The sequence below is a fragment of the Streptomyces sp. NPDC057287 genome, assembly GCF_042667905.1.
In the GTDB taxonomy this organism is placed as follows: Bacteria; Actinomycetota; Actinomycetes; order Streptomycetales; family Streptomycetaceae; genus Streptomyces.
In genome coordinates, this window is record NZ_JBHUYV010000009.1 from 1 (window position 1) to 22,944 (window position 22,944).

Sequence of the window (22,944 nt, forward strand, 5' to 3'; positions counted from 1 at the left end):
GTCCCGTTTCACCGGGCCCCTCCGGGCGCTTCCCTTCGTTCTTGCGTTTCCGACTCTATCAGACTCTTTCGTGTCCGATTCCCGGTCGAAGCGGGATCCTGCTGAATCGCTTTCCAGTTCTTCGCTTTCGCGTTTCCCTTTCCGGCGAGTCCGACTCTATCAGGCCTTTTCCCTTTCCTTTGACCAGGGCCTCGCGAGCATGCGAGAGCACAAATCAGAGTTAGAGTCTGGGCTTGGGAGTCGCCGCCGACCCCGGACTTGAAGTCGCGTTGGGGTCAGGCAGGGGTACGACAGTACAGGCCGCTGTGGGACGAGGCAAATCGTTTCCGGAGTACCCCTAGGTCGGCCAACCGGTAGCTCTCGGGCGGAACCGGGACTTCATATGACTTACGCTGCTGATCAGTACGCCGCCCTCCATCAGCCGTGGCGGCTGACCATACGGATCCCCACCCCTGAGAGGCTCCCCATGACCACAGTGACGTCCCCTCTTGCCGGCCGCGTCATCGGACTCACCGCGGTTCCCGACCCCGTGTTCTCCGGAGCGATGGTGGGTCCCGGTACGGCCATCGACCCCGTGCGCGAGCCTTCCGAGGCCGTCTCGCCGGTCGACGGAATCGTCGTCTCCCTCCACCCGCACGCGTTCGTCGTCGTCGACGACCAGGGACACGGAGTACTGACACACCTCGGTATCGACACCGTGCAGCTCAACGGCGAGGGTTTCGAGCTGCTCGTGAACAAGGGGGACACGGTGACCCGCGGACAGGCCATCGTCCGGTGGGACCCCGCCGGTGTGGAAGCCGCCGGTAAGTCCGCGATCTGCCCGGTCGTCGCCCTGGAGGCCACCGCCGAATCCCTCTCCGACGTCCGCGAGGACGGCGACGTGAAGGTCGGCGACACGCTGTTCGGCTGGCAGTGACACCCTCGGCGCAGTAACGAGCCAGTTGGGCATCAACCGCGGCGGCGCAGTCGCTGCACAATCGGAGACGGGTGAAATGGAGACAACGCTTCGAGGCGTCGGCGTGAGCCACGGTGTGGCGATCGGCGAAGTTCGGCACATGGGTACGGCGGTCCTGGAGCCGCCGGCCAAACAGATTCCCGCGGAGGAGGCCGAGCGCGAGCAGGGGCGTGCCCGCCAGGCCGTGGAAGCTGTCGCGGCCGACCTCATTGCGCGCGGCAACCTGGCGGGGGGCGAGGCACAGCACGTGCTGGAGGCCCAGGCCATGATGGCGCAGGACCCCGAACTGATCGCGGATGTCGAGCGTCGCATCGCCGTCGGCAGCACCGCCGAGCGCGGTGTCTACGACGCGTTCGCCGCGTACCGGGCGCTGCTGGCCAATGCCGGGGAGTACCTGGCGGGACGCGTCGCCGACCTCGACGACGTACGGAACCGGATCGTGGCGCGGCTGCTGGGTGTGCCGATGCCCGGTGTGCCGGACAGCGATCAGCCGTATGTACTGATCGCGCGTGACCTGGCTCCCGCCGACACGGCGCTGCTGGACCCCACGCTGGTCCTCGGCTTCGTCACCGAGGAGGGCGGGCCGACCAGCCACAGCGCCATTCTCGCGCGAGCGCTCGGAGTTCCGGCCGTCGTGGCGCTCCCCGGCGCGGGTGAGATCGCCGAGGGCACGGTCGTGGCGGTGGACGGCAGCACCGGTGAGATCTTCGTCGAGCCGAGCCAGGAGAAGCGCGCCGAGATGGAGAGCGCTGCGGCCGCACGCAAGGCGGCCCTGTCTGCCGTGACCGGTCCCGGCGCCACTTCCGACGGCCACAAGGTGCCGCTGCTCGCCAACGTCGGCGGTCCCGCGGATGTGCCGGCAGCGGTGGAGGCGGGTGCCGAGGGCGTCGGGCTGTTCCGCACGGAGTTCCTCTTCCTGGACGACAGCAAGCAGGCGCCGTCCGAGGAGAAGCAGATCGCGGCCTACCGCGCGGTGCTGGAGGCGTTCCCCGAGGGGCGTGTCGTCGTGCGGGTGCTGGACGCCGGTGCGGACAAGCCGCTGGACTTCCTGACGCCGGCGGACGAGCCGAACCCGGCCCTGGGTGTGCGTGGTCTGCGCAGCCTGCTGGACCACCCCGATGTGCTGCGGACCCAGCTGACGGCGCTGTCCAAGGCGGTCGAGGGTCTGCCCGTGTACCTCGAGGTCATGGCTCCGATGGTCGCCGACCGTGCCGACGCGAAGGCGTTCGCCGACGCCTGTCGTGAAGCCGGGCTGCAGGCGAAGTTCGGAGCGATGGTGGAGATTCCGTCCGCCGCGCTCAGGGCGCGCTCGATCCTGCAGGAGGTGGAGTTCCTGTCGCTGGGCACCAACGACCTGGCTCAGTACACCTTCGCGGCCGACCGTCAGGTGGGCGCCGTGTCGCGGCTGCAGGACCCTTGGCAGCCCGCCCTCCTCGACCTGGTCGCCCTCTCGGCCGACGCAGCGAGGGCCGAGGGCAAGAGCTGCGGCGTCTGCGGTGAGGCCGCTTCGGACCCGCTGCTGGCGTGTGTGCTGACCGGTCTGGGTGTCACCTCCCTGTCCATGGGCGCGGCATCGATCCCCTACGTGCGGTCGACCCTGGCGAAGCACACGCTCGCGCAGTGCGAGCGTGCGGCCTCCGCCGCGCGTGCGGCGGACTCCGCCGAAGAGGCGCGGCTCGCGGCGCAGGCGGTGCTCTCGGGCGAGTGACGCCGTCCGTCGGACGCAGTCGGATGTGAAGGGGTTCCCGCCGGTTCCGGTGGGAACCCCTTCCGTCTGTCAGCGATGGGCCACCTCGGCTGTCAGTGATGCGCCTCCGGTTCGTCGGCGCCGAGGTCGAACCCCGCGCAGTACTCGACGCCCGACTCCGGCGGGACCGGTTCGCCCGTGTCCGCGTCGGTGCAGTAGGCGCTGAAGACCTCGCCCGCCGTGAGCGGCAGGAGGCTTCCGTGGTGCAGGCGCCAGCCGTGCACCCTGTCCGGGGTGTCCGGAGCGGTGGTGCGCAGTACGACACCGCCCTGGGTCTCGAGCGCGACCCCCACGGCGAGCACGGTGGCGAACTCCGCCCCTTCGGAGGCCGTGAGACGGGCCGGGCCGTCCGTGTCCCGCGACGTGTGGAGGACGGCGAGCAGTTGTTCGTTCTCCGTGGGGGTGCTGCAGACGACGTGGTGGGTTCCGGGACCCGCGGTGTCCAGCAGCCGCGTCAGCAGGTGGGAGGCCCGGTCGAAGGCGGCGTGGCCGATGTCCTTACCGCAGTCCGCGCAGTCGCCGAGCCCGGCCAGCAGCATGGTGGCGTACTCCCATGTCGCGCGGCGGACGGCCCGTGAGACGAGCAGCGGGACCAGGGTGTCGATCGGCTGGCCGGTGTAGGCCACGGTGGCGCCGCCCGCGGCGATCTCGGCGGTGAAGCGGCTGCGGCTCGCTCGCTCGTCGGGGTCGATCCCCGACTCGGCGCAGAACTCCGCGTAGTCCTCCGGGTCGAAGAGGGCGACGGTGGTGTGCATGCCCTGGCCGGCGAGCATGCGCAGCAGGCCTTCGACCTGCCGCAGGTAGTCGGAGTGGTCGTCGAAGGTGAAGGTCCGGTAGCGCCGCATGGCCGCGAAGTCCTCGGGGTCGGCCAGGAGGCCGACGGTCGTGGGTGCTTCGCGGCGCAGCGCGCGTCGCATGGATGTCGCGGAGCGTTGCCGTCCGTGGTGGTTCTGCCTGATGTGCGCCATGAGTCCCCCTGTGCACTGTCGGTCGATGCTCACTCAGCGTAATCAGGGGGACTGACAAGCGGGCCGCGCGCCGGCCGGATCAGTGGCGCTTGCGTGCGAGGTCCTCGTAGAAGTGGAGGAGTTCGAGATTGTCGATGGAGCCCGGGTTGACCGCCTTGGACAGGGCGGTGCCCTGGAGGAGTCGCTTGACCGGGACCTCGATGCGTTTGCCGGTGAGGGTGTGCGGGATGCCGGGCACCTCGATGACCTCGTCCGGCACGTGGCGGGGGGAGAGGTTCTCGCGGATGGTCCGCTTGATGCTGTCGCGGAGCGCGTCGTCGAGCGTGGCGCCCTCGGCGAGGTGGACGAACAGCGGCATCCAGTAGCCGCCGTCCGGCTCTTCGAGGCCGATCACCAGGGATTCGCGGATTTCGGGGAGCCGCTCGACGGCCTCGTAGATGTCGGCGGATCCCATCCGGACGCCCTGCCTGTTGAGGGTGGAGTCGGAGCGGCCGTGGATGACGACCGAGCCGCGGTCGGTGAGGGTGATCCAGTCGCCGTGGCGCCAGACGCCGGGGTACATGTCGAAGTAGCTGTCGTGGTAGCGGCTGCCGTCGGGGTCGTTCCAGAAGCGGACCGGCATGGACGGCATGGGTGCGGTGACGACGAGCTCGCCGACCTCGCCCGTGAGCGGCTGCCCCGCGGGGTCCCAGGACTGGAGGTCGGTGCCCAGGCAGGGGGCCTGGAGTTCGCCGATGTGGACCGGAAGGGTGGGGACCGCGCCCGCGAAGCAGCTGCAGACGTCCGTCCCGCCGCTGACGGAGGCGATCCACAGGTCCTCGGCGACCTCGTCGTGGAGCCAGCGGAAGCCGTCGGGCGGGAGCGGGGAGCCGGTGGTGGCGACGCACTGGACCCGGCTGAGGTCATGGTCGCGGCCGGGGTGGATGCCGGCCTTGCGGCAGGCCATGACGTAGGCGGCCGACGTTCCGAAGAGGGTCGCACCGGTCTGTTCGGCGACGCGCCACTGGGCGTTGACGTCCGGGTAGCCGGGACTGCCGTCGTACAGCACCACGGTCGTGCCGGTGAGCAGGCCGGAGACGAGGAAGTTCCACATCATCCAGCCCGTCGAGGTGTACCAGAAGAACCGGTCGTCGGGGCCGAGGTCGCAGTGGAGGCCGAGCTGCTTGAAGTGTTCGAGGAGGATGCCGCCCTGGGACTGGACGATCGCCTTCGGCAGCCCCGTCGTGCCCGAGGAGTAGAGCACCCAGAGCGGGTGTTCGAAGGGGACCTGCTCGAAGACCGGTCCGGTGTCCGCGGTGGTGAGCGCCGTCCAGTCGAGGGCGCCTTCGGGCGTGTCCGTGCCGAGGAGCGGGATGTGGACGACCGCGCGCAGGGTCGGGAGTTCGCGGCGGAGTTCGGCCACGGTGTCGGTGCGGTCGTGCTCCTTGCCTCCGTAGCGGTAGCCGTCGACGGTGAACAGGACGACGGGTTCCACCTGCTGGAAGCGGTCCAGGACGCTGCGGGCGCCGAAGTCGGGGGCGCAGGAGGTCCAGACTGCGCCGACCGCTGCGGTGGCGAGGAACGCGACGACCGCCTGCGGGATGTTGGGGAGGTAGCCGCTGACCCGGTCGCCGGGGGTGACGCCGAGGGCGCGGAGTTCGGCGGTCAGCGATCCCACCTGGCGACGTAGTTCGGACCAGCTGACGGCGACCTGGGTGTGGGTCTCGTCGACGTACAGCAGGGCGGGGGCGTCCGCCCTGAGCGGGTCGTCGGCGGTGCGCAGGGCGTGCTCGGCGTAGTTGAGCGTGGCGCCGGGGAACCATTGCGCACCGGGCATGGCGCGGTCACCGAGCACGGCCGTGTACGGGGTGGAGAAGCGTACGTCGAACCAGTCGGCGACGGCCTCCCAGAAGGTGTCGAGTTCCTCGACCGACCAGCGGTGCAGCGCCGCGTAGCCGCCGTCGGCCGGGGCTCCGTGGCGGCCGGCCGCCCATCGCTGGAAGCGGGTGACGGCCGCGGCCTCGACACGCTCGGGCTCGGGCTGCCAGAGGGGGGCTTCGCCGGCTGCTGAGGTCATGGAGGCTCCCTGGCCTTTCGGTGTGTACGCGGGGTGTGCGTGCGTCGCGCGCACGGGCTGGGATGTGCGCGTGAACGGCAGTTACGGACGATGCCATGTGATCGTCTTGCGCACCAGGGTCCCCCCACCATGGTTGCGTGTCCGGCTGTGTGGGGGAGCCACAGGTGAACGGGAGCTGAACGGCGCACGATTCCGTCCGGGCGGATGGCAGGGTGGCCCGCATGGATGGTCGTGACCTGGTGCGCTCGGTGAGAACGGTCGGTTCCGTGCAGGGGATGCGCACGGTGCGCTCGGCCTGGCGTCGGCACCGTGCGGATGTGCGGGCGCTCGCGCCGCGCGGTGCGGAGAGGGCCCGTGTGCCCGGCCTTCTGGTCAGTGCGGAGCCGGGGCCGGGCGGTGGCGTCGTGCGCTTCGCCCGCTCGGAGCTGTGCGTCCGGGTGACGGTGGGCGGTGCGGTGTTCTGGTCCTGGGACGGCGCCGCTCCGCTGCCCTCGTACGCCCTGCCGGAAGCCGGACCCGGGCCGGACACGCGGGCGCGGCTCGAGCCGGACACGAACGGCGGCTGGCAGGTGGTGTCGGAACGGCTGACGGTCGTCGTGTCGCGGCACGGGGCGGTGGAATTGCGCACGCCGGGCGGGGTCCTGCTGCGCCGGGAGCTGCCGCCGCGCTGGTGGGAGCCGGTGGGAGGAGGTACGGCGCGATGGGTGCAGCGTTCCGAGGTCCCGGCCGACGCCCGCTTCTTCGGGCTCGGCGGGCGTGCCGGGGGGCCGAGGCTGCGGGAGGGCGTGTACGGGCTGTGGAACACCGACCCGGGCGGGCGTTTCGGTCCTGGGGACGATCCGCTGTACCTGACGATGCCGGTGCAGATGGTGGTGTCCGACGCGGGGACCCATCTGTCGTTCCACGACAACTCCTGGTCGGGCAGGGTGACGCTCAGGGAGGGCGAGGAGGGCGCCGGGTCGGGCCACGACCGGCCGGGCAGCTGTGAGGTGCGGATGGACGGCGGTCCGCTGCGCTGCTGGGTGGTCGCGGGCACGCCGGCCAGGGTGCTCCAGGGATGGACGGCCCTGACGGGCGCGCCCGCGCTGCCGCCGTCGTGGGCCCTGGGTCCGCAGCACGCCCGCTGGGGGTTCGGCAGCGAGCAGGAGGTGCGCCGGATCGCGAAGGGGTACCGGGAGCGGGGGCTGCCTCTGTCGGTGCTCCATCTGGGCATCGACCACTACGACGCGCACCAGGTGTTCACGGTCGACCGGGAGAGGTTCCCCGGACTCCCCCGTCTGGCGAGGGAGCTGCGCGAGGACGGCGTCCGGCTGGTGTCGATCGTCGATCCGGCGGTGAAGGCGTCGGCGGGCAACTCGGTGTTCGACAGCGGTTCGGACGTCGGTGCGGAGGGTGCTTTCGTCCGGGGTCCGGATGGCTGTCAGGTGCTCGGTGAGGTGTGGCCGGGCGAGTGCGTCTATCCCGACTTCACCGACCCGCTGGTGCGGGAGTGGTGGGGCACGCTGTACGAGGAGCGGCTCGCCCAGGGGTTCGCCGGGGTCTGGCACGACATGAACGAGCCGGTGTCGTTCTCTGCCTTCGGTGATCCGTCGCTGCCCCGTTCGTCCCTGCACTCCATGGAGGGGCGCGGCGGCGACCATCGTGAGGCCCACAACGTGTACGCCCTGGCGATGGCGAGAGCCGGGTACGAAGGTCTGCTCCGGCTGCGCCCGGACGAACGGCCGTTCCTGTTCTCCCGTTCGGGCTGGGCGGGGATGCAGCGGTACGGGGGCACCTGGTCCGGTGATGTGGCGACGGGCTGGCCGGGGCTTCGGGCCTCGCTGGCCCTGGTCCTGGGGCTCGGGCTCTGCGGGGTGCCGTACTCGGGGCCCGATGTCGGCGGGTTCGACGGGTCCCCGTCGCCGGAGCTGTATCTGCGCTGGTTCCAGCTGGGCGCCTACATGCCGTTGTTCCGCACCCACGCGGCCATCGACGCGGGACGCCGGGAGCCGTGGGAGTTCGGACCGGAGGTGCTCGCGCACGCCCGGCATGCGCTGGAGGAGCGGGAGCGGCTGCGCCCCTACTTCGTGACGCTGGCCCAGCTGGCCCGGCTGACCGGTGCGCCGTACGTGCGTCCGGTGTGGTGGGGCGCCCCTGGGGACCGGGAGCTGCGGGACTGCGAGGACGCGTTCCTGCTGGGTGACGCGTTGCTGGTCGCCCCCGTGCTGGAGGAGGGTGCGGACCGCCGGACGGTCCGGCTGCCGCGCGGGCGGTGGTACGACACGGCGACCGGACAAGCGTTTGAGGGGCCGGGCCGGTTCACGGTCGAGGCGCCGCTGTCGCGTGTCCCGGTGCTGGCACGGGCCGGAGCGGTGATCCCGGTGCGGGCGGCGGACGGGAGCCTCGGACTGGAGGTGTGGGCTCCGCCCGCGGGGCGCACCGGAGGCGGGCTGGTCGTGCGGGACGTGGGCGACGGGTGGGCCACCGCCGAGGTGGAGCGCTACACGTCGCGTCTCGCGGCCGGGCGGGTGGTGGTCGAGCGGGACGGCGAGGAGGGGCTGGTGCCGTACCCGGTCCGGGTGCGGGGGCTGCCGGGTCCGGCTCAGCCGTAGGCGCCGGCGAACCAGGCGCGTACGGCCCGGGTGTGCAGCGGGAAGGCGAGGTCGCCCGGGGCGTACAGCACATCGTGTCCCGAGGTCTCGTCCGTGGGCACCGAGCGCGGGAGTTCCCCGACGGGGCGCGGCGGGAGCAGTCCGAAGAGCAGCAGATGGCCGTCCGGGGAGCTCAGGGCATCGGCGAGGCGCACGTCCGACTCGTCGGCCGGGATGCCGGTCTCCTCGCGCAGTTCACGGACGACGGCGTGGCGCCAGTCCTCGGCGTGGTCGACGTATCCGCCGGGCAGCGCGATCCCGCCCCGGTGCGGAGGGATGGTGCGGGTGATGACGACGAGGCCGGTGGAGTGCGGCCCGGTGACGGGCAGCAGGGCGACGGCCACGGGCAGCGGGTTGCGGTAGGCGGTCCGTCCGCAGGCCGCGCACTTGCGGGGCCAGTCGTCGTCGGCGTACAGGGCCCCGCAGCTGCCGCAGTGGGAGTCGTTCACGGCCGGACTGTATCCGATCACTCTTCTCTTGTGGCTCCGGAGCTGATAAACGGTGTGCCCATGACAGGAATTGCTCGTGTTCTCCGCGCCCTGGCCGCCTCCGGCGCCGCCCTGCTCGCCGTGACCGCCGCCGCGCCGGTAGCGGTGGCCGGACCCGAACCCAAGGCTCCGCCGGAATTCGTCGACCTCCGCTCCGTCGATCCGACGATCATCACGGAGATGCGCTACACCACCGCGCACAACTTCGTGGGAGAGCCGGTGGACGGCTACCGGCAGCCCGTCTGCATCCTGACCCGCCCTGCCGCCCGTGCGCTGCGGTCCGCCCAGCGGAGTCTCCTGCGCCGGGGTTACTCGCTCAAGGTGTACGACTGCTACCGGCCGCAGCGGGCTGTGGACCACTTCGTGCGCTGGGCGGAGGATCTCGACGACGAGGCCATGAAGGACGAGTTCTACCCGATGGTCGACAAGACGCGGCTGTTCGCGGACGGTTACATCGCGGAGAAGTCCGGTCACAGCCGGGGCAGCACCGTGGACCTCACGCTCGTGAAGCTGCCCGCGCTGCCGACGCGGCCGTACCGGCCGGGTGAGGAGCTGGCTCCGTGCTACGCGCCGAAGGGTGAGCGTTTCCCCGACAACTCGGTGGACATGGGCACCGGGTACGACTGTTTCGACACCCTGTCGCACACGGACGACCCCCGGGTGCAGGGGGCTCAGCGGGCCAACCGGCAGTTCCTGAAGAAGACACTCACGGACCTGGGCTTCGTGAATCTGGCCGAGGAGTGGTGGCACTTCACCTACAAGCCCGAGCTCTTCCCGGACACCTACTTCGACTTCCCGGTGGCGAGGCGTTCGGTGGCGGGCCACTGACGGCCCGGACACAGAACGGGCGACCGGGACCACCCCCGTGGGCTCCGGCCGCCCGTTCTCCTCTTCGGACGCGGAACTGCCGTGTCCGGTTGCCGTTCGAGCCATTACGGTGCCCTTATGTCACCACAGACGTTCGATTCGTATGAAGAGTTCTGGCCCTACTACGTCGCCATGCACTCCAGGGCGGCGACCCGGTGGGTGCATCTGACCGGGACCCTGACGGGGCTCGCGCTCACCGCCTACGGCCTGGCGCGCGGCCGGAAGCGCTACGCCCTGGCCCTGCCACTGATCGGCTACGGCACGGCGTGGCCCGCGCACTTCCTCATCGAGAAGAACAATCCGGCATCGTTCGGGCATCCCGCGTGGTCGCTCCGCGGGGACGCGCAGATGATCCGGACGATGCTCGCGGGCCGGGACGCGGAACTGGCCGAGACCGCGGCCAAGTGGCTCTCGGAGAACCGGTGATCCCGGTGGTGCGCGCAGGGTTGACGACTCGTCACCCCGGGTGAACACTTCTTCCACGCCCGCTGCCCGCACCGTACGCGCGGCCCGTACCCCGGTCGGCGGGGGTACGGGTCGCGTCACGTGCGGGCGGCGGCGGCCGTCAGGTCCTGGCCGGTTCCCTCAGCCGGTCGGCGCGGACCACGGCGTGCTCCACGACCGCGACGAGCACGTCCCGCACGGAGGCCCGGTCGCGCGCGTCGCAGAGCAGCACCGGCACCTCGGGGTCGAGGTCGAGTGCCGCCCGGACCGTCTCGGTGGGGAACTGCTCGGCGCCCTCGAAGAGGTTGACGGCGACCGTGAACGGGATCCCGCGGCGTTCGAAGTAGTCGACCGCCGCGAAGCAGTCCTCCAGCCGCCGGGTGTCGGCGAGGACCACCGCACCGAGGGCCCCCTGGGCCAGTTCGTCCCAGAGGAACCAGAAGCGGTCCTGCCCGGGGGTCCCGAACAGGTAGAGGACCAGGTCCTCGCGCAGGGTGATCCGGCCGAAGTCCATGGCCACCGTGGTGGTGTTCTTGCCCTCGACCCCCGCGACGTCGTCGACGGGGCGGCCCGCCTCGCTCAGCCTCTCCTCCGTACGCAGCGGTCTGATCTCGCTGACCGCGCCCACCAGGGTCGTCTTGCCCACCCCGAAGCCCCCCGCCACCAGGATCTTGAGGGTGACGGGCTCGACGTGCCGCCTCTTGCGGCTAGAGCGCCCGAAGGCCATTGATCACCTCGCGGAGAAGGCTCTCGTCCGGCAGCTCGGCCGGCGGAACGGGTCGGGTGACGTGCACCAGCTCGTCCTCGACGAGGTCACCGACCAGGACACGGACCACCCCGACGGGGAGGTCCAGTCCGGAGGCGAGCTCGGCGATCGACTGGGGCATGTCGCTGCACAGTTCGACGATCTCCACGTGTTCCGGGGAGAGGGTCTGATCCCGGCCGGGATCGTCGGCCGCTGGTTCGGGGATGACGATCGCGATCAGGTCGAGACGATGGCGGGACGCGCTGCTGGTTCGCCCTCGGGTCATCGCGTAGGGCCGGACCACCGGACCCGCCTCGGCGTCGTACCAGCGCGAGGAGCCCGCTTCTGCGGGAGCGGGCGGTGATCCGGACGCGGTGTCCCGGACGGAGTCTGCGCTCATCCCCTCGCCTCACCCTCCGGCGGGCAGACCGGTGGTCCTGGGGGCGTTGGCCAGGTGGACCCCCACGCGCTTGACCATCAGGGTCATCTCGTACGCCACCTGGCCGACGTCCGAGTCCGAGTCGGCCAGGACGGCGAGACAGCTGCCGTCGCCGGCCGCCGTGACGAAGAGGAAGGCCTCGTCGAGCTCGACCACCGTCTGGCGGACCCGGCCGGCGTCGAAGTGGCGGCCCACGCCCTTGGCCAGGCTGTGGAATCCGGAGGCGACGGCCGCCAGGTGCTCGCTGTCCTCGCGCGTCAGGTCCTGGGACGTGCCGGTGGCGAGGCCGTCGCTGGACAGGACCAGCGCCTTGCGGATGCTCGCGACTCGCTCGACGAGTTCGTCGAGGAGCCAGTTGAGCTCACCGGATCCCTGGCGTGCGGCGTTGTGTGCTGCGGCGTTCGGTGCGGTCATCGACCGTCCCCTCCCGGAGTGGTTCCTGGTGCTGTCTCGCCGGGCCCGGGCGCGTCCTCGGCATTCTGCCGACGGCCGCGCTCCCAGCCGCGTTGAAGCGAAGCCATGCGATTGCGTACGTCGTCCGCGTCACGTTCGAGGTCGTCGTCGGTGTCTGCGGGGGCGTGGCCGGAAGTCCGTCCTGCGGAGTCCTCCCGGAGCTGTGGGGCGAGATTCGCCTGCCTGACCCTGCGCGGGAGGCCGCCGACCGTGTCCGGTGCGGACGGCCGGGAGGCGGACCCGGTCCGTGCCCGGGCCTCGTCGACGGGGGACGCGCCCGGGGCGGAGTCGGCGCCGGAGGCCGCGGGGAACCGGTCGGGTTCGCTCCGGTGGGAACGTGCCCCGTCCCCGATCCGGCGGCCCTGGTCGGCGACGAGTGTCGGCGGCTTGCGGCGGGGCAGCGGCACCGGGCCGGCCGGTCGCATCGGGCGGACGTCCGCCGTGCGGCCGTCCGCCGCGTCGAAGGCCTGCTGGTGCTGGTCCCGGTCGGCTCCCCTGGGCAGATCGCGCGCCCGGAAGATGCCGCCCCGCTCGCTCTCGGTGTCCTCGAGATCGGATACGCCGTCGAGGACAGGGGCGAGCGCCGGGTCGAGCTCCCGGTCGCGTGCGGGGTCGGTGAACCCGAGGGTTCCCACCGGACCTTCGAGTTCGACGGGGCCGTCGAGCACGGACGGGTCGGTGAGGCCGGTGGGGACAGGCGCGAGGCCGGAGGGCCTGCCCGGGATGTTCGTGTCCGCGACCCCGTCCCTGCGGGCCTTGTCGCTGCCGGGCACGGCGCCGCCCGGCCGTCCGCTGCCGATCGCCTTCTCCGCCCGGCGGTCCAGTCGGAAGCCGGTGCCGTGGGTGTCGGGGGCGTCGGTGAGCAGCTGCGCCGGGATGAAGACGACCGCGGTCGTCCCTCCGTACGGCGAGGTCTGGAGCGACACCCTGACGTTCTGTCGCTGCGCGAGCCGGCTGACGACGAAGAGGCCGAGCCGGTCGGTGTCGGAGAGCTCGAATTCGGGGGTCTCGGCGAGCCGGAGATTGGCGTCCAGGAGGACTTCCGGTGCCATGCCGAGGCCGCGGTCGTGGATCTCCAGGGTGAAGCCGTTCGCCACCCGCTCACCGTGCACGTGGACGGCGGTGTGCGGGGGCGAGAACACCGTGGCGTTCTCGAGCAGCTCAGCGATCAGGTGGGTGAGGTCGGCGACGGCCGGGCCGCCCACGCCGATGCGCGGCAGGCGCCGCACCTCGATCCGTTCGTAGTCCTCCACCTCCGCGACCGCCGCACGCACCACGTCCATCAGCTGGATCGGCTTGCGCCACTGCCGGGACGGGGCCGCCCCCGAGAGGATCACGAGGCCTTCCGCATGGCGCCGCATGCGGGTGGTGAGGTGGTCGAGGCGGAAGAGGTCGGCGAGCTCGTCGCTGTTCTCGGTGCGCCGCTCCATGGCGTCCAGGAGGGTCAGCTGGCGGTGCAGGAGCACCTGGTTGCGGCGGGCGAGGTTGACGAAGACCTCGGAGACGCCGCGGCGCATGTCGGCCTGCTTGACCGCGGCCTCGACGGCGGCCCTCTGAAGCGTGTTGAGCGCCTGCCCGACCTGGCCGATCTCGTCGCGCTCGTAGCTGAGGTGAGGGGCCTCCGTCTCCACGTCGACCTGTTCACCGGCGGCGAGGCGCCGCATCACGCTGGGCAGCCGCACCCCGGAGACCTCGTGGGCGTCCTTGCGCAGCCGGGAGAGGTCGCGGACGAGTTCGCGTCCGACCCGTACGGAGACGAAGACGGAGACGAGCAGGGCGACGAATCCCAGGACGCCGGCGACGCCCGCCCGGATCAGGACGCGGTAGCCGGCGGGTTCGGCGCGGTCCTGGAACCGGTTGGACATCTCGGTGCTGTCGTTGGCCAGGTGCTCCAGGACCGGCGGGGCGACTTCCTCCCAGCGCTCGGAGTCGACGGCGCCCGGCTCCGTGATCGGTCCGGCGGCGATGAGCTTCTGCTCGGTCGTCCGCAGCGGCTCCGTGTCGGGGCTGCGCCAGTACTGCTCCATGCGCCCGCGTTCGCTGCCCGGCAGGAGCTCGAGGTTGACCTCGTACAGCAGGGTGCGGCTGGCGGCGAGGTCGGAGATGACGCGGAGTTCGGGGGCGCCGAGCCGGCCGGCGATGAGGCCCGACGCGATCAGGGCGTCCTCCCGCGACAGCATCTCGCGGGCCCGGGAGATGCCGACCAGGGCCCGGACCTGCTTGTCCATCGACACGTTCTCCATCGTGTGGAGACCGTTCAGGAAGCGGTAGCAGGGGTCGACGAGGCCGTTGTAGAAGTCGAGGGCCCTGGTCCGGTCGATGGTGCGCTTCTCGACGGAGCCGCGCAGCGCGTCCAGGCCGTCGATCTCGCTCAGGATCGAGTCGAGCTGGGCTTCCGACTCCGGACTGAGCTTGTCCCGGATGTCCTTGCTCTTCGCGCTCTGCCTGACGTCGGCCACGACCCGGTCGGTCGCGGCGCGCCGGCTGCGCAGCAGGGGCAGGGCGTCCGAGGCCCGGGGGTCGGCCAGGTAGACGAGGGTCTGGCGGCGTTCGCCCTGCACGGCGCGGATGGTGTCTTCCAGCGGGTGGCCGACCTGCTCGACGATGGCGCTCGCGCCCATCAGCTCCCCGGCCTCACGGCCGGTGACGTAGGTGGCGAAGACCCAGAGACCCGTGAGGGAGGCGAGCGGCACCAGGAGCAACGCCACGATCTTCCTGCGGATGGACTTCCCGCGAAAGCGCATGGCCTCCCCCTGCTCGGCCCCGCGTCGCGGGGGTGATGGTGCCGGTGTTCCCGGTGGTTCCGGTCGCCCGGTCCGCCCGGTCGTTCCGGCGTTCCTGCCGCGGTCCACCGCGCGTCGGCCGGTGTTCCGTCAACAAACGGCGCGAGCCTACTACTGACCTACGGGTAACTCGAAGACCTGTCCGGTCGATTTCCGGCCGCTCCGACGCGAGTTACTCACCAGTTGTCCTGGTATTCCCTGCGAAGAAATTCGCGAAAGCGACAGAGAACTCCAGGCCGAACGCGGTGCATCCGCACACGGCAGTTGGCTGGAATTCTTCGTTCCGTGACCTTTCGGGGCCGATTGAGGCCTCTCGGCGGGAATCTTCGCACCCTGGCGTTCGTCCGTACGTACGGGGCAGAAGAACCTCACGGGGGTACGTGCGACAGGCGAGCGGCTCCGCCCGCGTAGAACGGGCCCGAGCAGGGCAGCCACCCTTGAGTCGGACAGTGGTGGGGAGTTGAAGGTTCTTGGACACGGACGAGCGCCGGGGGGCGGCGGCACCGCCGGCCGCGGCACCGGTGACGGACACACCGCCGGAGGGCGGCGCGTCGCGGGTGGGCACGTCGGCGCCCGGCACCCCGCGGACGGCCGCGCCCTCGGCCGGCGCCCGGATCCCGCGGCAGCAGCTGTGGGTGGAGGAACCCGCGATACGGCGCAGGATGCCGGACCCGGTGCGGACGGCCGCCGTGCGCGCCGTCCTCATCCTGTCCCTGACCCTCATTCAGGCCGTGGTGGCGTTCCTGTGCACCCTGGCAGGGTCGTGGCTCGCCTTCCCCATGGTGCTGAGCGGGGTGGCGGGCACGGTGGTGGCCACGTGGTCGGTGCTGGACGTCTGGGTGACCCGGCAGGTGTGGAACCAGCGCCACGGCGTGGTGTCCGTACCCAGCAGCACGGCGCGCCGCATGCGAAGGGAGCGGCGGGCGGCCCGGCGCGCCGCCAAGGCCCAGGTGCGACGGGAGGCCCGGATACGACGCCGGGGCGAAGGCAGGCTCTCGCGGGCGTGAAGGCCCCCGTGAACCGCCGTCGCCCCGGGGCCCCTACGGCTTCTCCGGTGCCCTGGCCGGTCCGCTCCGCGCGTCCGTCATCTCGGTGCGCATCTCCGGGACGGCGGAGCCCGCGCCGCTCGCGGTGCCGCTCCGCTTGAACATGCGGGTCGCGGTGATCTCCCCGTGGACGGTCTCGCCCCCGGGGTCCTGCTGGGGCAGCCCCGGCCTCAGGTGCTCCTCCACGCTGATGTACTTCAGCCCCGCCCGCAGGTCCGCGTCGTTACGGAGACGGATGACCAGCGGGAACTCGGCGAGCGCCGTCGTGTCGAACAGGCCGGTCGTGTAGAGCAGCTGGACACCCAGCGCGTCGGAGACGGCGCGCTGCAGCTCCAGCAGATACGTGGCGTTGGCGCGCCCGATGGGATTGTCGAGGAAGAGCGTGCCCGCGTGACGGTGCCGGTCGCGACCCCTGTCGTTGCTGCGCAGGGCGGCCATCGTGCAGTACAGCGCGATGGCGGCGGTGAGCAGCTGGCCACCGGAGAAGACGTCGCCCATCTGCCCGACCGGGACGCGCTCGGCGCGGAGCACCGCGTCCGGCTTGAGGATCTCCACGGCGATGCCCTTGGGTTGCAACGCGGCCTGCACGCCTCGCAGAAGGAGGGACATCCCGTCCCTGCGCAGGTCGGAGTTCTTCTTGAGCGCGGCGTGCGTGGCCTCGTCGATGACCTCGCCGAGCCGCTCGGTGAGCGTCGCCTGGTCGGGTTCCTCGAAGCGGATCCGGAGGAATTCCTGGCCGGACCACTCCCCCAGCCCCTCGGGCAGCTGGGAGAGCCGCTGGGCGGAACGGAGCGTCGTGAGGGCCGACTCCACCAGCCCACGGAGCCGGTCGACGATGGAGTCCCGGTTGCGCTCCAGCTGGGCCAGCTCGTCGGTGAGCACACGCAGCCTGGGTGCGAAGGCCGCCGCCCACTTCTCGGCGTGGTCCGGCAGGGCGGCTGCCGGGAGTTCCCTGATCTGCTGCCGGGCCGGGGTGCGGACCTGTTCGTAGCGGGTGGAGTTGGCGTGCCGGACGAGCACGTCGCTCGCCTCCCGAACCGAACTCTCCGCGGCCGACAGGTCGGTGGCGCATCCGCGCAGTGAGCGGCGGGCCTCGGTGGCGGACTGCCTGGCCTCCTCCAGGCCGCCGGCGTACGGGTCGGTGGCTTCGGTCTCGTCCTCCGCCCCGTGGTCCCTGAGCAGGTCGCGCAGGAGGGCGGCGGTCTCGTCGAAGCCACTCGCCGAGTCCTCGGCGGTGCGGTGGGCGCGCAGCAGTTCGGCGTGGGCGGCGCGCGCGGTGTCCAGCGCGGCGGTGGCGGAGGCCAGCTCGGCCGTGGCCGTACGGAGCAGGGCCTGGGCCTGGTCGGCGTCGGCCGGGGCCAGGTCGGCGGCGAGCTCGGTGTGGTGGGGCGCCTCGTCGGCGGGGGCGAGGCGTTCGGCTTCGCCTCGCAGCCGGCCGAGCTGTTCACTGGCCGTGGAGGCCCGGGTCTCCAGGAGCTGGACGTGGGACTCGGCGCGGGCCGAGGCCGCCTGCCGTGACGGCCCGTCGGCGCCGTCCGTGCCCTCCAGGAGCTGGGCCGCACGGGTCCGGACCTTGTTGGTGAGGCGGTCGAGCTCGGCCAGGGCGGCGCTCTCGTCGCTCTCGGCGCGGGCCTGCTCGGCCCGGAGGTCGGCTCCGACTCCCACCTTCTCGTACAGCCGGGAGGCGGCCCGGTATGCCTCGCGGAGAGCGGGCAGGGACGTGCGTGGCGCGGAGTCGTCCGGCTCCGGGAGCTTCTCCGGGACGCCCGCGATCTCCGCGCGCTCGGCACGCAGGGCCCGGGCGGTGCGGTGGGCGTCGTCCGCGGCGCGCTGGGCGGCCCTGCGGTCCTCGTCGGCGGCGCGTGCCCGCTCCAGGCAGACCGTGGCACGTGCCTCCGACTCGGCTGCCTCGTCGGTCAGTTCACGCAGTCGCGCCTGCCAGCCCGCACGGTCGCGGAGGCGGTGGGCGAGGCCGGCGAGCGCGTCGGCGGCACGGCGGGCGCGCTGGGCCGCCTCCTGCCGCTCGTCGCGGACACGCGCGGCGTCGGCGGCGGCCTCGTCCGCCTCGGCGCGCGCGGTACGGGCCTCGGCGAGGGCGGCTTGCGCGGTCTCCGCGGCGGCGCGGGAGGTGCGGGCGGCGTCACCGAGCTCGGCGAGCATGCCGGGCGGGCAGTCGGCGCGCCAGGAGCCGATGCGGGCGGCGAGCGAGCGGTCGGCGGTGAGCCGGGCAGCGAGCGTCCTGATGTCCTCGTCGCGCGCGGCGGCCCGGGCCCTGAGCGCCTGGCGCTCCTCGTCAGCGGCGAATTCGTCGTGCATCGCCGGGTTCGGCGGGACAAGGAACACGTCATCGGTACCGGCGCCCGCACCGCCGGGTGCCGGTACGGGAGCGAGGAGCGCGGCGGTGGTTCCGACGGCCACGGCCGACCGGGGCAGCAGGGCCGCGGCGCCGAGCACCTCACGGGCGCGGGTGTGCGCGTCCGGGTCGGTGATGACGACGCCGTCGACGAGCTCGGGCCGCGCGGCCAGGACCGCGGCGTGGTCGGCGGGGTCGACCGCCTGGGCGAGGTAGCGCCAGCCGGGCAGCGCGGGGATGCCGTGCTCACCGAGGTACTCGACGGTGGCGAGGACGTCGGGCCCCGGGGGCAGCAGCCCGCCGTCTCCGAGCGCCCCGAGGATGCGTGAGTCGTCGGCGGCGGCGGTGCGCAGGTCGAAGAGCCTGCGTTCGGCAGTGGCGACGCCCTGGTCGAGGAGCTCGCGCAGCTCGTCGGCGCTGCCGTCGAACTCCTCGGCCGTGAGGAGCTGGAGGTCACCGGAGGCTCCCTCCTGCGCGGCGTCGTCCGTCCCCGCCGCGCCCCGGCGGGGTCGGGGGACGCCGGCGCCCCCCGCCGTCGGAAGCCCCAGCAGGTCGGCGAGGCGGTGGTCGGCGGCGATCGACTCCGCGGCTCTGCGCTCGGCCTCGTAGGACTGTTCGGCGGCTCCCGCCGCGTCGGCGGCGCGGGCGGCGGCGAGCTCGGTGCGGCTCTCCGCCGCCGCTGCCTCCCGGGCCTGGTCGGCGGTGGCCCGGGCGGCCTCCCGCGCGGTGTCCCAGGCGGCGACGGCGGTCTGTTCGGCGTCGTTGGCGGCGAGGGCCGCACGGGCCGGGTCGGCGTCCGGGGCGGTGTCGTCGAGCCAGCCCGCCCGTACGGCTTCGGCGGTCTCCTGCTCGACCTCGGCGAGGCGCTGGCGCAGGTGGCCGGCCTCGCTGCGGGCGCGCTGGGCCTCGGTGGCGGCGGTGGTGGCGTCCTGGTGGGCGGTCTCTCCGGTGGACTGCAGGGTCGCGGAGCGCTCCTCCTCCTCGTCGGCGACCCGTTCTCCCGCCTCGGCGGCGGTGTGCAGGGCGCGGACGAGGTCGGCGGCGGCCGTGGCGCGTGCGGCGAGGGCGGGAGCCGCGTCGCGTTCGGCCTCCTGGATGGCGACGGCTACGCGGGCCGAGCGGTCGGCGGCGGCACGGTGGCGCAGGACCGCTTCGGCGGCCTGCCAGGCGGCGTGCAGGGTGCGTGCCTCGCCCAGCTCCCGGCGCTGGGCCGCCGCGCGCTTCTCTGCCGCGGTCAGTGCCAGGGAGGCGTGCCGGTAGGCGAGTTCGGCGGCGATCAGGTCCCGCCGGCCACGGGCGTTCTCGGCCTCGGTGACGGTGTGGGCGGTGGCCGTGACCTGCTCGGCGAGCTCGGAGGTACGGCCGCGCTCCTCGGCGGCGCGGCCGGAGAGCCGGCGGGCGAGCGTGCGGGTGCGACGCTCGGCACCGGCGTGGACGTCCCGGCTGCGGGCCCGCGTCGCGGTGGCTTCGACGATGCGGCCGAGCAGGTCGACGGAGCCGGCGGTGAAGTCGCGTTCGGCGGTGAGCTCCGCACGGCGTCCGAGCTTGTTGCCGAAGCCGCTGACGAGGTCGGCGAGGCCGTCCGTGTCGCGGGTGTCGGTGACGGCCCGCAGCAGCAGGTCGGTGAAGTCGGAGTCCTTCTTGACGGCGAAGAGACCCGCCGCCTCGCCCTCGTCGGCGTTCATCTCGCGCTGGTAGCGGAAGAGTTCGGGGTCGAGCCCGAGGTCGCCGAGGTGCTCGTTCCAGCGGTCGTGGATCTCTTCCCAGTGCACGTCCAGGTGGGGGTAGAACTTGCCGGCGTCGGTGAGGGCGTCGCGGAAGCCCTTCATCGTGCGGCGCCTGCCGCGGGCTCCAGACACGCCTTCGGCGGGGCGGCCCACCGTGGTGGCCTCGGCGACGGGGAGGCTGTCGAGGCTGAGTCCGGGTCCGGGGCGGAAGGAGTACCAGGCCTCGGCGAACTTGCGGGGGTCGTTGGAGACCTGGCGGCCGCGCCATTCGCTGACCTTGCCGACGACCACGCACTCCCCGGTGAGGGTGTGCTGCCATTCCAGAGCGACGTGCCCGCAGTCGTCGGCGAGCAGGAACTTGCGCAGGACGCCGGAGCTGGCGCCGCCGAGGGTGTTGCGGTGCCCCGGCAGCATCACGGAGAAGATCAGCTTGAGCAGGACGGACTTGCCGCCGCCGTTCTCCAGGAACAGCACGCCGGCGGGCGCGGGGCGGCGCGGGGGGCCGACGGGCTCGTCCTCGAAGAACTCCGCCTGCGCCGGCGCGGGCGTGGGCACGGGCGCGCCGACTCCGCGCAGGTCGAGCACGGTGTCGGCGTAGCGCGCACCGGCGGGCCCGATGGAGTAGAGGCGGACCCGGGACAACTCGTACATGGCGGCGGACTCTCGTCGTTCAGGCGGCGGGCGGGCAGCTGGTGGGGCAGCGGTGCGGGCGGGGTTCAGGAATGGAAGGGAAGTCCCGCGTCGGCGGCCAGCTCCAGGCCCTCGGCGTCGGGCGGTGGCAGCAGGGTGGCCGAGCCGTCCGTGACCGGGACGACGCCGAGCTCCAGCAGTTCGGCCATGGCGGCGCTGCCCGCCATGTCGCGCACCTGGAGCTGGTAGCGGGCGGTGGTGCGGTAGGCGCCGCCCGCGTCGTCCCCGGTGCGCTGGAGGAAGCCCGAGTCGGTGAGGAAGGCGACGGCCTTGCCGATGATGCCCGTGGTGGATCCGGCGAGACGGCGGGCGTCCTTGGTGGCTCCGGTGGCGCTGCGCCGTGCGTAGATCCGCCACCCCGATTCCAGTCCGGGAGCGTCGGTGGCCGGGTCGGTGTTGTCGCCCTGCTCCTCGGCCCGTTCCTCCAGGCGCTGACAGGCCTGGCGGACGAAGGCGTCCACACCGTTGACGGTGAGGCGGCCGATGTAGGAGTCGTCGGCCAGGTCCTCGGGGCGGGGGAAGGCCATGGCGGCCACGGCGAGGTGGGCGAGGCCGTGCAGGAAGCGGTCGGCGGAGTCGGAGGAGGCACGCCGGGCGTAGTCGCCCATGCGTACGGCGAAGACCGAGTCCTCGCCCGCGGTCACGGCCATCCCCGCACGGGTGGAGACCTCCAGGACGATGAGTCCGAGTCCGGTGGCGACCGCGTCGGCGAGCCGCGCGAAGGCGGGCTCCTCGCGGTAGCGGCGGAGCAGCTCGCCGTATTCGGCGTCGCGGGCCGGCATCAGCTTGGGCTGCAGCCCGAAGGAGACCAGTCTGGCCGCGTCGGCCGCGTCGGCGGGGGTGACGGCGGCGGGAGCGGCGGGCCGTGCGGCGTCGGCCGCCTGCGTGGGGGACGGATCGCCCCACGCGTCGGTGTGCTCGGCGTGCTGCTCGCTCAACTCGGTGACTCCTCGGTACGGGTGCCGCTCCCGGGCGGCAGCGGACGGTCGGTCGGGCCGTGGACGCTCACGAGGCGTCCTTGCGGTCCGCGGCCATGCCCGCCGCGTCCAGCAGGGCCATGCCCACTATCAGGTCGGCCCCGCCGAATTCGTGGTCCTCGAGCGGGGTGCCGTCGTCGACGGCGAAGAGCAGTCTGCGTTCGCCCTGGCGGTAGGCCGTACCGACCGGCGGGCTCGCCGCGTGGACGGCGAGCAGGGCGACCAGGTAGGGCAGCTCGGGATCGCGCAGCCGGGCCTCGGCGAGGAGTCCGGAGAGTCGGCGGGGGGCGTCGTGCTCCAGATCGAGCAACTCCATGGCGTGTCCGAGCTGCTCCTCGCTGAACCGGCTGTCGTCCGGGGTGGCGATGAGGTCGGGCTCGGGCATCTCGGCGCCCAGGTGCTCCCGCTCCACCGGGGGCATCAGCAGCAGGTCGACGAGGTCGCCGACCCGGACCGAGGTGGGCGTGCGCAGCCCGGTGCCGTGTGCGAAGAACGCGTCGGTGGCCCGGGTGGCCTGCTCGACGGGGAGCGGCAGCAGGGGGACGACGAGCTGTCCGTACAGGTCGAGGCCCGCCTGCGCGGCAGGGGCGGCGAAGGCCTGCCGGTCCTGCTCGGCGCGGAAGAGCGGCCCCGCCTCCAGCAGTCTCGACTGGAGCTGGGTGTGTCGGCGGATGCAGTCCTTGACGATGTCGACGAGCTCGGCGGCACGGCGCTTGTTCTCGGGTTCCTCCGCCTCGTCCCTGGCCTTGCGGATGTTGGTGAGGATCGCGTTCTCGTGGCGGTAGCGGTCGGCGACGTGGTCCAGCGCTTCGTCGATCATGTCGGGGACGGCCTTGAGCCAGTCGACGGCGCGGACGTTGCGCCGGGTCGCCTCCAGCGTCCTGCGAAGCGTCTCGGCGTACTGCACGGTGCGGTAGCGGGCCTGCTCGGCGGCGAGCTGCGCGTCGGCGAGGCGGCCCCTGCTGATGAGGACCTCCAGCTTCACCTCGGCGGCGATCTGGGCGCTGGTGACGTCCGTGTCGAGGGCGCCGACGAGGACGTTGACCGCCTCGTCGGTGGCGCGGAGGTAGACGCTGCCGCCGTGCCCGGGGACTTCCTCGATGAGCTTGAAGTCGTAGTCCCTGCGGACGTAGACGCCGTCGGGGCCGAAGGTGCCGTACACCGCGCGGAAGCCGCGGTCCACGCTCCCGACGTTGATCAGGTTCTCCAGGACCCAGCGCGCGACCCGTTCGTGCTCGGTGACGGGCCGGCGCGGCGCCTGGGCCGCGACCCGCGGGAGGAGCCTGGCCACTATCTGGTCGTGGTCGGCGCCCGTGTCGAAGTCCATGTTGAGGGTGACGAGGTCGATCGCGGCGAGGGCGACCTCGGCCATCGCGTAGACCGTGTACTCGCCCGCCAGATTGGCCTTGCGCACGTCGAGGTCGTGCAGCGGAGCGGTGCAGGCGAGCGCGCGCAGCCGACGCGAGAGCCCCTCATCGGCGGCGGGGCCCGGAGCGGGCCTGGGCCCCGCGCTGAGCTGCGGCGCAGCGGTGTGGGTGTCGGCAGGCGAAGTCACGCTGCACAGATTAGGTCCTCA

The 22,944-nt window shown here is 72.5% G+C and carries 16 protein-coding genes; 6 read left to right on the forward strand and 10 right to left on the reverse strand.

From position 1 onward, the window contains the following. Nucleotides 1-466 precede the first annotated feature (466 nt). A complete protein-coding gene (locus ACFUNE_RS18715; RefSeq protein WP_383568695.1) occupies nucleotides 467-916 on the forward strand; it encodes a PTS glucose transporter subunit IIA in 450 nt (149 codons plus the stop codon). A 76-nt stretch (nucleotides 917-992) separates the two neighbouring features. Next, on the forward strand, nucleotides 993-2,663 hold the full coding sequence (gene ptsP / locus ACFUNE_RS18720; RefSeq protein WP_383568698.1) for a phosphoenolpyruvate--protein phosphotransferase: 1,671 nt from the start codon (nucleotides 993-995) through the stop codon (nucleotides 2,661-2,663). Between the two features lie 92 nt (nucleotides 2,664-2,755). On the opposite strand, the gene ACFUNE_RS18725 is transcribed toward ptsP, so the two are convergent. Both ACFUNE_RS18725 and ACFUNE_RS18730 read right to left on the reverse strand, forming a co-directional pair. Then, on the reverse strand, nucleotides 2,756-3,670 hold the full coding sequence (locus ACFUNE_RS18725) for a hypothetical protein (RefSeq protein WP_383568701.1): 915 nt from the start codon (nucleotides 3,668-3,670) through the stop codon (nucleotides 2,756-2,758). Nucleotides 3,671-3,749: 79 nt separating this feature from the next. Continuing rightward, the gene (locus ACFUNE_RS18730) at nucleotides 3,750-5,726 is read right to left on the reverse strand and encodes an acetoacetate--CoA ligase (protein ID WP_383568704.1); all 1,977 of its coding nucleotides are present in this window, start codon (nucleotides 5,724-5,726) and stop codon (nucleotides 3,750-3,752) included. Between the two features lie 221 nt (nucleotides 5,727-5,947). Here ACFUNE_RS18730 and ACFUNE_RS18735 point away from each other — a divergent pair, with 221 nt between their 5' ends. Next, a complete protein-coding gene (locus ACFUNE_RS18735) occupies nucleotides 5,948-8,317 on the forward strand; it encodes a glycoside hydrolase family 31 protein (protein ID WP_383568707.1) in 2,370 nt (789 codons plus the stop codon). Here the strand turns inward: ACFUNE_RS18735 and ACFUNE_RS18740 are convergent. Then, complete coding sequence (locus ACFUNE_RS18740; RefSeq protein WP_383568710.1) at nucleotides 8,308-8,805, reverse strand: NUDIX domain-containing protein; 498 nt, start codon at nucleotides 8,803-8,805, stop codon at nucleotides 8,308-8,310. The genes ACFUNE_RS18735 and ACFUNE_RS18740 overlap by 10 nt on opposite strands. A gap of 60 nt (nucleotides 8,806-8,865) precedes the next feature. Between ACFUNE_RS18740 and ACFUNE_RS18745 the strand changes: the two genes are divergently transcribed. Beyond that, nucleotides 8,866-9,672, forward strand: a complete 807-nt coding sequence (locus tag ACFUNE_RS18745) for a M15 family metallopeptidase (protein WP_383568713.1) — start codon at nucleotides 8,866-8,868, stop codon at nucleotides 9,670-9,672. A 117-nt stretch (nucleotides 9,673-9,789) separates the two neighbouring features. Then, on the forward strand, nucleotides 9,790-10,137 hold the full coding sequence (locus tag ACFUNE_RS18750) for an Mpo1-like protein (protein WP_383568715.1): 348 nt from the start codon (nucleotides 9,790-9,792) through the stop codon (nucleotides 10,135-10,137). A gap of 139 nt (nucleotides 10,138-10,276) precedes the next feature. Here the strand turns inward: ACFUNE_RS18750 and ACFUNE_RS18755 are convergent, their stop codons facing one another. From ACFUNE_RS18755 to ACFUNE_RS18770, 4 genes are read right to left on the reverse strand one after another with little or no spacing between them, the layout of a single operon-like run. Next, the gene (locus ACFUNE_RS18755; RefSeq protein WP_383568718.1) at nucleotides 10,277-10,882 is read right to left on the reverse strand and encodes an ATP/GTP-binding protein; all 606 of its coding nucleotides are present in this window, start codon (nucleotides 10,880-10,882) and stop codon (nucleotides 10,277-10,279) included. After that, on the reverse strand, nucleotides 10,863-11,300 hold the full coding sequence (locus ACFUNE_RS18760) for a DUF742 domain-containing protein (RefSeq protein WP_383568721.1): 438 nt from the start codon (nucleotides 11,298-11,300) through the stop codon (nucleotides 10,863-10,865). The genes ACFUNE_RS18755 and ACFUNE_RS18760 overlap by 20 nt, the downstream gene beginning before the upstream one ends. Before the next feature lie 9 nt (nucleotides 11,301-11,309). Beyond that, on the reverse strand, nucleotides 11,310-11,753 hold the full coding sequence (locus ACFUNE_RS18765; protein ID WP_383568724.1) for a roadblock/LC7 domain-containing protein: 444 nt from the start codon (nucleotides 11,751-11,753) through the stop codon (nucleotides 11,310-11,312). After that, a complete protein-coding gene (locus ACFUNE_RS18770; RefSeq protein WP_383568727.1) occupies nucleotides 11,750-14,536 on the reverse strand; it encodes a nitrate- and nitrite sensing domain-containing protein in 2,787 nt (928 codons plus the stop codon). Before ACFUNE_RS18770 ends, ACFUNE_RS18765 begins: the two co-directional genes overlap by 4 nt. A gap of 509 nt (nucleotides 14,537-15,045) precedes the next feature. On the opposite strand from ACFUNE_RS18770, the gene ACFUNE_RS18775 reads away from it, so the two are divergent. Further along, the gene (locus ACFUNE_RS18775; protein WP_383568730.1) at nucleotides 15,046-15,582 is read left to right on the forward strand and encodes a hypothetical protein; all 537 of its coding nucleotides are present in this window, start codon (nucleotides 15,046-15,048) and stop codon (nucleotides 15,580-15,582) included. 33 nt (nucleotides 15,583-15,615) lie between these two features. Here ACFUNE_RS18775 and ACFUNE_RS18780 read toward each other — a convergent pair whose 3' ends face one another. The 3 genes from ACFUNE_RS18780 to ACFUNE_RS18790 all read right to left on the reverse strand — a co-directional run bounded on the left by ACFUNE_RS18780 (nucleotide 15,616) and on the right by ACFUNE_RS18790 (nucleotide 22,923). Then, nucleotides 15,616-20,352 carry a hypothetical protein gene (locus ACFUNE_RS18780; protein ID WP_383568733.1) on the reverse strand — a complete coding sequence of 1,579 codons (4,737 nt, stop codon included), beginning with the start codon at nucleotides 20,350-20,352 and terminating at the stop codon, nucleotides 15,616-15,618. 65 nt (nucleotides 20,353-20,417) lie between these two features. Continuing rightward, a complete protein-coding gene (locus ACFUNE_RS18785; protein ID WP_383568735.1) occupies nucleotides 20,418-21,329 on the reverse strand; it encodes a hypothetical protein in 912 nt (303 codons plus the stop codon). Between the two features lie 67 nt (nucleotides 21,330-21,396). Next, nucleotides 21,397-22,923: a hypothetical protein gene (locus ACFUNE_RS18790; RefSeq protein WP_383568738.1), complete on the reverse strand. Its 1,527-nt coding sequence runs from the start codon at nucleotides 22,921-22,923 to the stop codon at nucleotides 21,397-21,399. Nucleotides 22,924-22,944: the final 21 nt, after the last annotated feature.